This window comes from Shewanella sp. POL2 (assembly GCF_000282755.1).
GTDB classification, from domain to species: Bacteria; Pseudomonadota; Gammaproteobacteria; order Enterobacterales; family Shewanellaceae; genus Shewanella; species Shewanella xiamenensis.
The window spans coordinates 1-14,035 of the sequence record NZ_AKZL01000105.1; the positions used below are offsets into that span (position 1 = coordinate 1).

12 protein-coding genes and 1 pseudogene are annotated in these 14,035 nt (G+C 48.0%); 8 read left to right on the forward strand and 5 right to left on the reverse strand.

Features of this window, described 5'->3' with window-relative positions; all coding sequences use genetic code 11:
* Positions 1 to 16: 16 nt before the first annotated feature.
* Together SHEWPOL2_RS19395 and SHEWPOL2_RS19400 are read left to right on the forward strand one after the other, a co-directional pair.
* Complete coding sequence (locus SHEWPOL2_RS19395; RefSeq protein ID WP_037430825.1) at positions 17 to 766, forward strand: Hpt domain-containing protein; 750 nt, start codon at positions 17 to 19, stop codon at positions 764 to 766.
* Between the two features lie 2 nt (positions 767 to 768).
* Positions 769 to 1,764 (forward strand): two-component system response regulator, encoded by a 996-nt coding sequence (locus SHEWPOL2_RS19400; RefSeq protein WP_037430827.1) that lies wholly within the window; start codon positions 769 to 771, stop codon positions 1,762 to 1,764.
* Positions 1,765 to 1,821: 57 nt separating this feature from the next.
* On the opposite strand, the gene SHEWPOL2_RS19405 is transcribed toward SHEWPOL2_RS19400, so the two are convergent.
* Entirely contained in the window at positions 1,822 to 2,547 is a 726-nt protein-coding gene (locus tag SHEWPOL2_RS19405; RefSeq protein WP_037430828.1) for a methyltransferase, read from the reverse strand.
* Between the two features lie 525 nt (positions 2,548 to 3,072).
* On the opposite strand from SHEWPOL2_RS19405, the gene brnQ reads away from it, so the two are divergent.
* The 6 genes from brnQ (at position 3,073) to SHEWPOL2_RS19435 (ending at position 8,994) form a co-directional block, all read left to right on the forward strand.
* On the forward strand, positions 3,073 to 4,488 hold the full coding sequence (gene brnQ / locus SHEWPOL2_RS19410) for a branched-chain amino acid transport system II carrier protein (protein WP_037430829.1): 1,416 nt from the start codon (positions 3,073 to 3,075) through the stop codon (positions 4,486 to 4,488).
* Positions 4,489 to 4,569: 81 nt separating this feature from the next.
* On the forward strand, positions 4,570 to 5,472 hold the full coding sequence (xerD, locus tag SHEWPOL2_RS19415) for a site-specific tyrosine recombinase XerD (protein ID WP_037430831.1): 903 nt from the start codon (positions 4,570 to 4,572) through the stop codon (positions 5,470 to 5,472).
* A gap of 150 nt (positions 5,473 to 5,622) precedes the next feature.
* Positions 5,623 to 6,348: a bifunctional protein-disulfide isomerase/oxidoreductase DsbC gene (dsbC, locus tag SHEWPOL2_RS19420; RefSeq protein ID WP_037414691.1), complete on the forward strand. Its 726-nt coding sequence runs from the start codon at positions 5,623 to 5,625 to the stop codon at positions 6,346 to 6,348.
* A 92-nt stretch (positions 6,349 to 6,440) separates the two neighbouring features.
* Positions 6,441 to 8,165, forward strand: coding sequence for a single-stranded-DNA-specific exonuclease RecJ (gene recJ / locus SHEWPOL2_RS19425; protein WP_037430834.1), 1,725 nt, complete (start codon positions 6,441 to 6,443; stop codon positions 8,163 to 8,165).
* Positions 8,162 to 8,539 carry a hypothetical protein gene (locus SHEWPOL2_RS19430; protein ID WP_239642787.1) on the forward strand — a complete coding sequence of 126 codons (378 nt, stop codon included), beginning with the start codon at positions 8,162 to 8,164 and terminating at the stop codon, positions 8,537 to 8,539. Before recJ ends, SHEWPOL2_RS19430 begins: the two co-directional genes overlap by 4 nt.
* Positions 8,540 to 8,574: 35 nt before the next feature.
* Entirely contained in the window at positions 8,575 to 8,994 is a 420-nt protein-coding gene (locus SHEWPOL2_RS19435; protein ID WP_037430839.1) for a GNAT family N-acetyltransferase, read from the forward strand.
* Between the two features lie 49 nt (positions 8,995 to 9,043).
* On the opposite strand, the gene ahpF is transcribed toward SHEWPOL2_RS19435, so the two are convergent.
* The 4 genes and pseudogenes from ahpF to SHEWPOL2_RS19455 form a co-directional block, all read right to left on the reverse strand.
* Entirely contained in the window at positions 9,044 to 10,627 is a 1,584-nt protein-coding gene (gene ahpF / locus SHEWPOL2_RS19440) for an alkyl hydroperoxide reductase subunit F (RefSeq protein ID WP_037430841.1), read from the reverse strand.
* Positions 10,628 to 10,736: 109 nt separating this feature from the next.
* The gene (gene ahpC / locus SHEWPOL2_RS19445; protein WP_011621596.1) at positions 10,737 to 11,306 is read right to left on the reverse strand and encodes an alkyl hydroperoxide reductase subunit C; all 570 of its coding nucleotides are present in this window, start codon (positions 11,304 to 11,306) and stop codon (positions 10,737 to 10,739) included.
* A gap of 354 nt (positions 11,307 to 11,660) precedes the next feature.
* Positions 11,661 to 13,195: pseudogene (locus SHEWPOL2_RS19450) on the reverse strand (leucyl aminopeptidase).
* 89 nt (positions 13,196 to 13,284) lie between these two features.
* Complete coding sequence (locus tag SHEWPOL2_RS19455) at positions 13,285 to 14,028, reverse strand: fused MFS/spermidine synthase (RefSeq protein WP_050991411.1); 744 nt, start codon at positions 14,026 to 14,028, stop codon at positions 13,285 to 13,287.
* Between the last annotated feature and the right edge of the window lie 7 nt (positions 14,029 to 14,035).

The following is a 14,035-nucleotide window of genomic DNA, read 5'->3' on the forward strand; positions in this document are numbered from 1 at the left end:
GCGTTAACCGCGAGACGTGCTAGAGCAAGATAAGAGCGCCGCCGAGCAAGCCGGTATGGATGGCTTTGCCAATAAGCCCATCGATTTTGTGCTGTTGACGCAGGAAATTGCCAGAGTGTTGCAGCTTAATCCGCCTCAGGCCGAGTTTGTCTCTTCGCAGCCTGCTAGCACGCAATTAGTCGATGAAGCCAAGGGCGTGAAATTGTGGGGTTCTAAACCGCAATTTATCAAAGAGTTGATGAAGTTTATTGCCCAATGGCCAGAGAAAAATCAAGCGCTACAACAGGCGATAAGTGACCAAGATACTGTGACCATTAAGCTCCTAAGCCATAGTTTGAAAGGCGTCAGTGGGAATTTGGGTCTATTGCAGTGGATGGCGCACTTTGGACAGTTAGAGCAGTTGGCGCAAGCTCAGTCACCTTCGCGTGAAGCCATGGAGGCCATTGTTGCTAAGGTAAGCGACTCCCTCGTCGAGATTGGGGATTATATCGAGGGCACCACAATGCCAACGGCCAGCGCCTCCGCCGCCGTCCATATGGGGACAAGCGATCCCGCAGAATTATTAGCGCATATCGATGCCTTGCTGGCATCGATTGCGCACCATAGTTTTGAAGAGTCTGATCTTGAGGTACTCACGGCTCGTATTGATGAGCATCTGCGCCTTCATGTGGCCATGATTACCGAAGCCTTAGACAACTTTGATTTTGATATTGCCCATAACGAATTGACCGAGTTACGGCGTACTATCACCGCGAATAAGGAGTAGCAATGCAGTCTGCATCTGAACATAAAAAAACCTTATTGTTGGTGGATGATGAGCCCGTTAACTTACGGGTGCTCAAGCAAGTTTTACATCAGGATTACCATCTTATCTTTGCCAAAAGTGGCGAAGAGGCCCTGCGCCTCGCGCAAACTGAGCTGCCATCGCTGATCCTACTCGATATTATGATGCCCAATATGACGGGGCTAGAAGTCTGTCAGTTGCTGAAAAATATCCCAGAGACCCAGTCGATCCCTGTGATTTTTGTCACCGCCTTAAATGATGAGCACGATGAAGCGGCGGGCTTTGCCGTGGGCGGGGTGGATTATATTGTGAAGCCGATTTCGGCCACCGTAGTCAAAGCGCGGGTGAAAACCCATTTATCCTTAGTGCAGGCCGATGAATTGCGCCGCACTCGCTTGCAAGTGATCCAACGTTTAGGTCGCGCCGCCGAATATAAAGATAATGAAACCGGTACCCATGTGCTGCGCATGAGCCATTATTCTAAAATTTTGGCCTTGGCCTACGGCCTGAGTGAGGCGCAGGCGGATGATTTATTACACGCGGCGCCCATGCACGACATAGGTAAAATCGGTATTCCCGATAGTATTATGCTCAAACCGGGTAAGTTGACCGATGAAGAGTTTGCCATTATGAAAACCCATCCCCATATTGGCGCCGAGATTATCGGTGAAGCGGATTCTGAGCTGCTGCGGTTAGCGAAATCCGTGTCTTTAACTCACCACGAGAAATGGAACGGCACTGGTTATCCTAATGGATTGAAAGGCGAAGCCATTCCCTTAGAGGGACGCATAGTTGCCCTCGCCGATGTGTTTGACGCCCTGACCAGTAAACGCCCCTATAAAGAGGCTTGGTCAGTCGAGAAGACCATGGACTATATTCAGGAGCAGAGCGGGGTGCATTTCGATCCTGAGTTGGTGCGCTTATTTAGCGATAACTTAGATAAAGTGCTAGAGATTAAAAATAAATGGGTAGATAGCTGATATTAGATTAGCGACAAAAGATAAGGCTCTTGCTGCGAGCCTTATCACTCGTTTGAATTACAGTTTTAGATAAAAATCTTTGGTCAGGGCAATCATTTGCTCGGTATAGCGGCCATCTTCCCCGCGTAGAATGAGCTCTGTGTGCTGACAAGGTTCATCGTGACTTGTAGTCTGCGCAGTCTTAGCCAACAGCAGTAACACGCGATTGGCGGCCTTATTCTCCACACTGCTAACCCTCACTTCCTGTACAAGATAAAGCTCAGTCTGATCTAGGCAAGCCTTAAAGCGCGTCAGGCTTTGAATGGGCAAAATAAGGCTGGCGTAGCCCTCAAGTGACAGGCACTGATTTATCGCCTCGAGTAAGGGCGTAAAGCCTAAGGTGTCAGTGTGGCGCGCCATCGCCCTATGTTGTTCGTTCGCCTTGGGGCCATGCTCAAAGTAGGGCGGGTTACAGATGATATGGTCGAAATGCCCTTGATACTCAGGTTGTTGGCAAACGTGCTGAATATCGCCATGTATAAGCTCGCAGCGCTGCGCCCACGGACTTTGCGTCATATTGTATCTACAGGCCGCTGCGGCTTTTTCTTCTAATTCGACAGCGGTGATTTGTCCTTGGCTACGCTGCGCCGCCATTAAACTCAACAATCCACTTCCCGCACCAATATCGAGAATATGCTTAGCCTGTGACAGGGGGGCCCATGCGCCTAATATCACGCCGTCGGTGCTGACGGGCATGCCGCAATTAAGGTCGTCAATGTGGAATTGTTTAAAGGTAAATGCCATGGGAATTACATCATTAAGTGAATAATAAAGATTTCGCCCATAAGGGCTGGCGTTATTTTAAAGGGCATAACGCATATTCGCTAAGATTTTTGTGCCTGATACAAATAAGTTCATTCTTCCATTTAGATCTAGTTTTTTGTTTTTTATGCTGTTTTGAGTCGAAGTTCACTTAATTAACGGTTTAATTTATTACCCCGGTAACGCATTGTTAGCAGTTAATTAGCATTGAAGGGCTTTTTTAGGTGAAAACAATCTTGTCTGTTGTATTGGTTTTTAAATTCTGATATTAGTTTCGCCCCCATTTTTAATCAATTTTATGATTAACGGATAGGTGAACGGGTTTTTAGGTGAATAAATCGGCAGTGAAGCCAATTTTTAGTTCATTTTTGTTTATAAACTCAGCAGATATCGCACATATTTACCACGGAATTGTGTAAACATAGATTTGCACTCCGGATGGGCTTTGTTTTAGCTATGGCTAATCGACACATAATCACTTAAGTTTATTAAAAACAATAAGACAAGATGGGGCTTTCCGTGCAAGACAATCAGATGAGTATCGGGGATACATTAGGCTTAGGTTTTATGACCTTCGCGTTTTTTTTGGGGGCGGGTAACTTAATTTTTCCACCCTTTGCGGGTATGTTGGCCGGGGAGAATATGCCCCTTGCTATGTTAGGTTTTCTCATCACTGCCGTAGGTTTACCTTTAGTCGGGCTCATTGCTGTTGCTAAGGCTCAAGGTAAGGTTATGGCTATGCTACCAGTGTTTGCGGCAACCGCATTGGCCATCGCGATTTATATCATTATTGGGCCTGCGTTTGCGGCGCCGCGTACGGGTCTTGTGGCCTATGAAATCGGTGCTAAGCCCTTTATCGACAACACTAGTGCGACCATTATGCTCGGCAGTTTGTCGCTTAATCTGTCGCAACTAATTTATACCCTGTGCTTCTTTACTGTGACTATGCTGCTGGCATTGTTCCCCGGGAAATTACTCGACAGCGTCGGTAAAGTATTAACCCCTATCCTATTGTTATTACTAGTAGGTTTAGCCTTGTCTGTGGTGTTTTTACCCGCTTCTGATGTTGGCGCGGCCGTAGGTGATTACAAGAACCATCCACTGACTAAAGGTATCCTTGAAGGCTATAACACCATGGATACTTTGGCATCTTTGATGTTCGGTATGTTGATTATCGATCTGCTGCGTAAAAAGGGCATCGAGCAGCCTAGCGCACAGACTAAGTACCTTATTCGCGCCGCCTTTATTGCCGCAGCCGGTCTTGCCTTTGTTTATGTGTCATTGTTCTTTTTAGGTGCCACGGCGGGTGATATTGCCGCAGGTGCTAAAAATGGCGGTGAAATTTTAACTAACTATGTGACCCGTGAGTTTGGCAATTTAGGCACTGTGTTGTTATCGGCAGTGGTAACGCTAGCCTGTTTAACTACGGCGGTGGGATTAGTGAGTGCATGTTCTGAGTTTTTCAATGAGCTAATGCCAAAGCTGTCTTATCGTTTTCTGGTGATTATATTAAGCGCTATCTGTGCTGTGATTGCGAACGTTGGGCTGTCACAACTGATTAATATCAGCATTCCGGTATTAATGACGGTTTACCCTGTGGCTATTGCACTGGTCGCGGTAACCTTTTTAACTGAATATTTCCCTCGTCCGCAGTTTGCTCACCGTGCGACCCTGTCTGTGGCACTCCTATTTGGCATCTTTGACGGTATGAAGGTTGCCGCAAAAAGCCTCACGGGTGAAGACGGTAAAGGCGTGACTGAAGCGGCGCAAAGCTTTATCGATCTGGTCAGTGGTATGTCTCCCACCCTGTCTCTCCTACCGCTGTATGAAGAGGGAATGGCGTGGTTATTGCCAACCTTAGTGGTCATTGTGCTGTGTTTAATGATTCGCGGTGGCGGTGCAAAAGCAGTCACTGCCGCCTAAATAAAGGCGACTGCCAGTCGCGGAGAAATTAAGTTAATATCAACGGCGTATCTACCATACGCCGTTTTTTATGGAGTTTTCGTGGCTAAAACCTATCAGTGTGATCCGCTTATTGATGCATTTCTTGATGATCTTTGGTCTAGTAAGGGCTTAAGTGATAATACCTTGAGTGCCTATCGCACCGATTTACGCCATTTTGATCGCTATCTCCAAAGCCAAGGATTGGGTTTGTGCGATGTGGGTCAAGCTGACGTTCGTGCTTACTTAGCTTATCGGGTCGAGCAACAATTTGCCCGCACTAGTAGTGCACGTTTGCTGAGTAGTTTACGGCGTTTTTACACCTATTTATTGCAGACCAAACAGATTGCAGGCGATCCCATGGCACTGATTGAATCGCCTAAGTTAAGTCGGCATTTACCTGATTCTCTAAGCGAGTCACAGGTTGATAGGTTACTGGCTGAGCCCAATGTGGACGACCCCGTTGAATGCCGCGATAAAGCTATGCTTGAGTTGTTATATGCCACCGGACTGCGGGTGAGCGAGCTGGTGGGATTAACCATGGAGCAGATGAGCTTGCGCCAAGGCTTAGTGCGGATTGTGGGTAAGGGCGGTAAAGAGCGTTTAGTGCCAATGGGTGAGGTAGCAATAACCGCCGTAGAACATTATTTAACTTCGGCGCGGCATGAACTCTTAGGCTATGTTCAATCTGACGTGGTGTTCCCTTCAAAGCGCTCGCAGATGATGACGCGGCAAACCTTTTGGCATCGTATTAAGCTCTACGCGAGCCGAGCTGGAATTGAAACTGAATTGTCACCCCATACCTTGCGTCATGCCTTCGCCACCCATTTACTAAACCATGGCGCCGATCTTAGGGTTGTGCAATTACTTTTAGGTCACAGTGACTTATCGACAACTCAAATCTATACCCATGTGGCCCGAGCGAGATTACAAGAGTTACATCAGCAGCATCATCCACGGGGATAGGCTTTATGGATCACAAAACGGTGAATGGTTGAATTTAGTTACAGTATAAATTTGCATTCTATTTGGCTTGTCTGTAACTTTTTGCCCCCATACAGGGTCTATTAACCTGACCCATATTTCGCTGTAGCGATTTACTTAATAGGAAGTCCCATGAAGTTGACCCGAGCATTATCTTTAGTTTTCGCGCTTGTTGTTGCGCCTCTGGCCAGCGCCGCAACGGCGACCACTCCCGACACTGCTGCGATTAAGCAAAAACTCAGCGAGATGTTAGATGTTGAAGTGATTTCGATGCAGGATTCGCCCATCGAAGGTTTATATCAAGCGATGACTAATCGCGGCGTGCTCTATATCAGCCGCGATGGTTCAAAAATGTTCCATGGGAATTTATATGATTTAGATAAAGGCATGAAAAACCTGACAGAAGCCGCGCTTGCTGGTCCGCGTCTGGCGATGATGAAACCGCTTGAAGATCATATGTTGGTGTATAAAGCGAAAGATGAAAAGCACGTTGTAACTGTGTTTACCGATGTGAGCTGTGGTTATTGCCGCAAGTTACATAGCCAAATGGCCGAGTATAACAAGTTGGGTATTACCGTGCGTTACTTAGCCTTCCCACGTGCGGGTGTGCCATCTGCCAATGCCGATGAAATGCAGGCCATTTGGTGTGCTAAGGATCCATTAAAAGCCATGACAGAAGCCAAGGCGGGTAAAAAAGTCTCTGCCGCGACCTGTGATGCTAAAATCGCCGAACAATACGAATTAGGTACCAGCTTTGGTGTTAACGGCACGCCTGCTATCGTGTTAGAAGATGGCAATATGATCCCAGGATATCAACCACCTGCGGATTTATTACGTACTTTAGAAGCGCGCCAATAGTCGCAATTCGGCTAAACTTATCCCATTAAAGGTGAGCCTAAAGCTCACCTTTTTGTTATCTTAGCCCCATGATTGTTTAAGAGTTTGTTCCCTTGATCCATAAAATAATCCGTCGTCCAACTGTTGATGATAGCCATTTACCCGCTCACCTTCCGCCGCTGTTAAGACAGCTCTATGCTCGCCGTGGAGTCATGTCCGCCGAGTGTGAACTGGTACTTAAAGGCTTGTTAAGGCCCGATACCATGAAGGGCTTAGATCACGCCGCCAAGTTGATTGCCGATGCGATGCAGCTTGATAAGTCGATTCTGATCGTTGGCGATTTTGATGCCGATGGCGCCACCTCGACAAGTGTGTGTATCCTCGCGCTACGAATGATGGGCGCGAGTAAAGTCGATTATCTGATCCCCAATCGCTTTGACTACGGTTATGGCCTGAGCCCTGAGATTGTCGCCGTGGCGGCAACCAAACAGGCAGAATTACTTATTACTGTTGATAACGGTATTTCCTCCATTGAAGGCGTAGCTGCCGCCAAGGCCTTTGGCATGCAGGTGGTGATCACCGACCATCACTTACCCGGCCATGAGTTACCGGCGGCCGATGCCATAGTGAATCCCAATCAGCCCGGTTGTCAGTTTGCCAGTAAATCCATCGCTGGCGTCGGGGTCGCCTTTTATCTGATGACGGCGCTAAGGGCAGAGCTGCGCGCTCGTCACTGGTATCAAGCTCGCGGTATTGCCGAGCCTAACCTTGGCACTCTGCTGGATATTGTCGCCCTTGGCACTGTGGCCGACGTGGTATCGCTCGATGCCAACAATCGTATTCTGGTCGAGGCGGGATTGCAGCGGGTACGCAGTGGCCGTTGCCGTGTGGGCATTACTGCTCTACTTGAAGTCGCAAAACGTAATCCAGCTCGGATTGTCGCCTCGGACTTTGGCTTTGCCGTAGGGCCAAGGCTCAATGCCGCCGGCAGGCTGGATGAAATGGCGCTCGGGGTCGAAACCCTGCTGTGCGAAGACATCATGTATGCAAGGCGGATGGCGGCAGAGCTCGATAGCCTCAACCAAGAGCGACGCGAGCTTGAGGTGGGGATGCAGCAAGAGGCGCTGAAAAGTCTTGAATATCTAAAGCTTAATGAAGAACAGCTCCCATGGGGCATCGCCCTCTTTCAAGAGGATTGGCACCAAGGGGTTATCGGTATTCTTGCCTCGCGAATTAAAGATAAATACCACAGACCTGTTATCGCCTTTGCCGACGCGGGTAATGGCGAAATTAAAGGCTCGGCGCGCTCCATCAAAGGTTTGCATATGCGCGATCTGCTTGAGTTAGTTAACTCCCGCCATCCGGGGCTGATTTGTAAATTTGGCGGCCATGCAATGGCGGCAGGTTTAACCTTAAAGTCCGGTGGCTTTGCAACCTTTGCCAAAGCCTACGATGATGCAGTGCGCGAACTATTAAAGCCTGAGCAGCTGACGGGCGAGCTTTGGTCCGATGGCGAGTTAACTCCGACGGAACTTACCCTCGAAATCGCCCAGTTACTGCGTAATGCCGGACCTTGGGGGCAGTCCTTCGAGGAGCCATTATTCGATGGTTATTTTAAGATTATCCAGCAGCGAATAGTGGGAGAACGCCACCTTAAATTAGTGCTTGAAACCCCATGTAGTACCCTGATGTTAGATGCGATTGCCTTTAATGTGGATTTACACACTTGGCCCGATGCGACGATTCAACATGCGCGTATCGTCTATAAGTTGGATGTGAACGAATATCGAGGGAATTTCACCTTACAGTTGATGGTCGAGCAAATCGAGCCGATGTGATCCGCGCTGATAGCGGGCAAATAGAGGTGAAAAGGAATTTTAGATTGAAGTCATTATCAGACAAAAAGATTCGCCAGTTACTTAAGCGTTTTGCTTGGATATATGCGGTTTGCCTTTGTATTCCCTGGATTTCGGCGGTCTTGACTACAAAGGCACAGGGGCAAACCTTGATTATCGGCATTTGGCCAGCTGCCTCATTATTTTATTTTCTTGCTTATCGCCACTTGGCTAACTCTTTTCGATTTGAGATCAATCGCCATCTTGCTTTTAGCTATCACGGTGGTGGCTCCTTTGCTGGAGCCATGTATTCATTGGCAAAAGTGGTGTTGCTGGGCATGGTGTTGATGATATTTATGAGTACAAAACATACCTAGATTAAGCGGTATTTAACGCTATATTGGAGCGATAAATGGAATATCGAGTCAGCAGTGAGCTATCGGAAATGGATTTTGATGTTATCCATGGTTTTATTTCCAACAGTTATTGGGCGCAGGGCATGCCTGCTGCGCTGCTGCAAAAGGCGCTTAGCAACAGTTTATGTTTTGGAGTATTTGATAGGGATAATCAACAGCTTGCCTTTGCGCGACTGATTACCGATAAAGCCACCTTTGCCTACCTTGCCGATGTGTTTGTCCTCGAATCACACCGCGGCTTAGGTTTAAGTAAGATGATGATGGCAGCAATTATGGAACATCCTGATCTGCAAGGATTAAGACGCATAATGCTCGCCACCCGCGATGCCCATGGACTTTATGCGCAATTTGGTTTTGGCGCTGTGGATCATCCTGAAACACTAATGCAAATTCGGTTTGAGAATCCTTATCAATAAAATAGCCAGCGTAAGCTGGCTATTTTATTGGGCGGTTAATTATTAAAGATTAAGCCGCTTTGGTGTCTGTGGTTTTGGTTTCGGTACTGTCATCGCTATGGCGAATTAAGTAATCAAATGCACCCAGTGAGGCATTGGCACCGCTACCCATGGCGATGATGATTTGCTTGTAAGGTGAGTTAGTCACGTCACCTGCGGCAAATACGCCTGGGATAGAGGTTTGGCCACGCTCATCGACGATGATTTCGCCGCGAGGAGTCAAATCCACAGTGCCTTTTAACCATTCGGCATTGGGCACTAAACCGATCTGTACGAAGATCCCTGCCAGCGCGATATGGTGGCTTTCACCCGTTGTACGGTCGGTGTAGTTCAGGCCATTCACCCGAGTACCATCGCCTGTCACTTCTGTGGTCATCGCCTGAGTAATGATTTTGATGTTACCCATAGAGGCCGCTTTACGTTGCAATACATCGTCAGCGCGCAGTTTGCTATCAAACTCGAGTACTGTGACATGCTCAACGATGTTGGCTAAGTCGATGGCCGCTTCGATACCTGAGTTACCGCCACCGATAACCGCTACACGTTTGCCTTTAAATAATGGGCCGTCACAGTGTGGGCAGTAGGCTACGCCTTTACCGCGGTATTCTTTCTCGCCGGGGACGTTCATTTCGCGCCAGCGGGCACCGGTTGCCAGTAGTATGGTACGGCTGCGCAGTTTCGCGCCGCTTGCCAATTCGAGTTCGAATAAGCCATCGCTCGCCAGTTTAACGGCTTTTTGGTTATCCATGATATCGACTTCGTAGTCACGCACATGGGCTTCAAGGTTTGCCACCAGTTTTGGACCTTCAGTCGCTTTAACCGATATAAAGTTTTCGATACCAACAGTTTCTGCGACTTGGCCACCGAATTTATCGGCCACCACTCCAGTACGTAGACCTTTACGGGCGGCGTAAATCGCTGCCGCAGCACCAGCGGGGCCACCACCGACGACTAAGACTTCGTATGGGGCTTTTTGGCTAAGTTCTTCCGCTTTACGGCTGGCTGCGCCAGTATCGAGTTTATTTAAAATCTCACCAATGCTGATACGACCCGCGGCAAACACTTCGCCGTTTAAGTACACAGAAGGTACGGCCATAATGTTACGGTTCGCCACTTCATCTTGGAACAGGGCGCCGTCGATCATCACGTTGGTGATGTTCGGGTTGATCGCGGCCATCATATTCAGCGCCTGAATCACATCAGGGCAGTTTTGGCAGGTGAGTGACACATAGGTTTCAAACTCATATTTGCCGGGCAGATTACGGATCTGCTCGATGATGTCGTCGCTGAGTTTGATTGGGTGTCCACCCGTGTGCAGCAGGGCTAACACGAGTGAAGTAAATTCGTGACCCATAGGCAGACCAGCAAAGCTAATCTGAGTATTGAGTTCTGGGTTTACCACTGTCATCGCTGGCGTGCGTTGGCCTTGAGCTTCTTTGAGGCTCACTAAAGAGGAAAGGCTAACGATGTCATTGGCTAAGCTTTTTAATTCTTGAGACTTCTTGCTTTCATCTGCTGACACGACAAGTTCAACTGGTCTCTTGAGGTTTTGCAGATAGGTTTGCAGTTGATTTTTTAAATTCGCATCTAACATGATGACTCCAAATCAGCGTAAAAATTGAAAAATATTGAAAAACGCGAGGGGTGCCAATCTGACTCATGCAGGGGGGAGTCAGATTGGCGGGGTTGACCTTTAGGCGAGATTAGATTTTGCCAACAAGGTCTAAAGATGGTGCTAAGGTTTCGTCACCAGGTTGCCATTTAGCTGGGCAAACTTCACCATCGTGAGTCGCAACGTATTGAGCCGCTTGGATCTTACGAACCAGTTCTTGAGCGCTACGGCCGATACCTAAGTCATGGATTTCAGCAACTTTCACTTGGCCTTCTGGGTTGATCACGAAAGTACCACGTAGTGCTAAACCTTCTTCTTCGATCATCACACCGAAGTTACGGCTGATCACACCAGTAGGGTCTGCCAGCATTGGGAAGTTGATCTTCTTAATAGTGTCAGAAGTATCGTGCCATGCTTTGTGAGTGAAGTGAGTGTCAGTAGAAACTGAGTAAACTTCAACGCCCATAGATTGTAACTTAGCGTAGTGATCCGCCATGTCGCCTAATTCAGTTGGGCAAACGAAAGTGAAGTCTGCTGGATAGAAGAATACAACTGACCATTTACCTAACAGATCTTGTTCTGTTACAGGCACGAACTCACCATTGTGGTAAGCAGTGGCTTTGAATGGTTTGATGGTGCTGTTGATAATTGATTGAGTCATTTTATGCTTCCATTTAGTTGATTATGGTGAATTTAGTGACGGGCATTAGTTTGTTCCCCCGTCGATGAGAAGCATATTACTGACCTAACGACGATAAATATAACGGATAAAAACTATCATCCTAATCGATTTTGTCGAATTCATTGGGTTTGATATGATGGATTAATCGATTTTTCAGCACTGGCGTGTCTTAGCGGCTAATCGATTGTTTAATTTGGTTATGTAGCGTTAGGGAAGGGCAATAAAAAAGGGATATCGACGATATCCCTTTAAACATAAAACGGTTGCAACAAACCACTGAAGTTCTAGGTTCTAGGTTCTAGGTTCTAGGTTCTAGGTTCTAGGTTCTAAGTTCTAGTTTTGCGCCTTAGGCTGGGTTAACCACGTGCTGAGCAGGCGCACACCATAGCCTGTGGCACCTGCGGGCACAACGGCGGTATCGGTGGCAGTTAAGGCATTACCAGCGATATCGAGGTGAGCCCAAGGCTGCTCACCCGCAAACCGTTTGAGGAACATGGCGGCAGCAGATGCTCCCGCGCTGCCTTCTTTACCGGTATTCTTTAAGTCGGCGATGGTGGATTTTAGCTCGTCGTCGTAGGCTTGATCTAACGGCAAGCGCCAGACTTTTTCACCCACCTGTTGACCCGCAAAGGTGAGTTGCTGCACTAGCGGCTCTGAATCGGTAAATAACCCCGCATAAACGGTGCCTAGCGCACTGACTTTTGAGCCTGTAAGGGTGGCAACATCAATGATGACCGATGGGCGGTAGTTTTCACGGGCATACCAGAGACCATCGGCGAGCACTAAACGGCCTTCGGCATCGGTGTTGAGCACTTCAACCGTAAGGCCTTGGGCGGTTTTAATCACATCGCCTGGGATCATCGCATGGCCCGACACCATATTTTCAGCCATCGGCATAATGGCGACAAGGTTAACTGGCGCCTTTTGAATCGCCATCGCCTTGACTGTGCCGAGTACAGTTGCCGCGCCCGCCATATCGGACTTCATCCGCGCGATGGAGGTGCCTGTTGCTTTAATGTTGTAGCCGCCAGAGTCGAAAGTAATACCTTTACCGACGAGGGCGATAGGTGCTTCTTTGCTGCCGGGCCAGTGGGCGACAACCAGCTTAGGTGGGCGCTCACTGCCTTTACCTACGGCCGCTAAGGCGCCGAGGTTTAAGCGTTCAATATCTTTGGCTTCGAGTACTGTGACTTTTACGCCGAGGGCTTTGAGTTTACGCGCCTCGTTAGCAAAGCTTTCGGGATACATGTTTCCCGCTGGGGCATTGGTAAGATCGCGCGCTAAAAACACACCCGCTTCGATAGCTTGCAGATTCTTATGATGTTTTTGGTTTTTGCTTAAGTCATCAACGCCGATTTGATAGTTCTTCTCGGCGCGATTGCTGGTTTTAAATTGAGTGTAGCGGTAGCTACGCAGCTCAATGCCGTGGGCGAGCTCTGAACCAAAGAGAGGTGCGTTACTGAGGCCTTGGGTCAGCACGCGTACCGTGGCTTGTGGCACGGTTTCAAGTTTGGCGGCAATGTTGCCACCTAAGGTATTGATTTCACCAGGTGTTAGGGTTTTAGCATCGCCAATCCCAACCAGTAATACCCGCTTAGCGTCGATTTCGCTCGGGACTAAAATCTCTAAAATTTCACCGCGTTTACCCGAAAAACTATTATCAGCTACCGCAAGATTGAGTTGATCCTGAGTCGACTGGGGCAAAAAATCGAGACTATAGGTTGTCGAATCAGTACTTTGGAATAGTACTAAGGTATCTGAATTAAGTGAATTACGAGTGTCAAAACTAAAGGTTTCGGCGTTAGCATTGAGAGAGTTAAGGCACGCCAGAGCCATAACGCTTAACAAAATTTATTCTTATTTTTCATGGTGACAACTCATATCTGTGGAGAGTGAGAAGCATAGCAAAGCTGAGTCTTAGGGTTAACTAATTTACGCCATTTGACTGAGATTAATCTTAAATCCAAGGGCCAAAACGTGTTAGTGAACGCTCAAGGGCAAAATCCAATTGTTGTGACAGGCTTTGGGCTTGGCTCTTAAGTGCGCTGGCGCCAAGTGATTGCGGTATTTGGCTAGCAAAAATCACCCAGTTTCCGCCACTGGTGAGGCAGGCATGTACGTGGGCAAAATGGTGCTGCAAATCGGCGAGTAACTCGCGATTTTGGCTATGTTCCTTCCAGCAGTTCAGCACTAAATAGCCATCGGGTTTAATCCGTTGAGTACATTGCTCAAGGAAGGTCGCCGAGAGTTGCCCGGTGTTAACGCCTTTGGCGCTGTAGATATCAGCAAAAATCACATCGACTTTTTTATGCTCGGCCGATGCCATAAAGACGAGGGCATCATCATTGATAACATTCAGCTTTTTACCTATTGGGAGTTGGAAGTAACGCTTGGCCAGTTCGATAACCGTGGGACGAAGCTCTACTGCGGTTAGCTTGATGGCTGCGTCAAATCGGCGCAGCACATGGATAAGTGCACCGCCACCCAGACCCAATACTATCGCACTTTTGGGTTTACAAAATAACAGAACCAGCATCATGCCCTGTACATAGGTATGCTGTGGAATATGGGGAGCGGTTTTTAGGATTTTGCTTTGTTCATCGTTGTCACCGAAGGAGAGCACGCGCGAATCTCCATAGTCGAGCACGCGGATTGGCCCGAATGTATCGTGAGTTTCGTGTAACAAAATTGCGTCGGCCATGGTCATT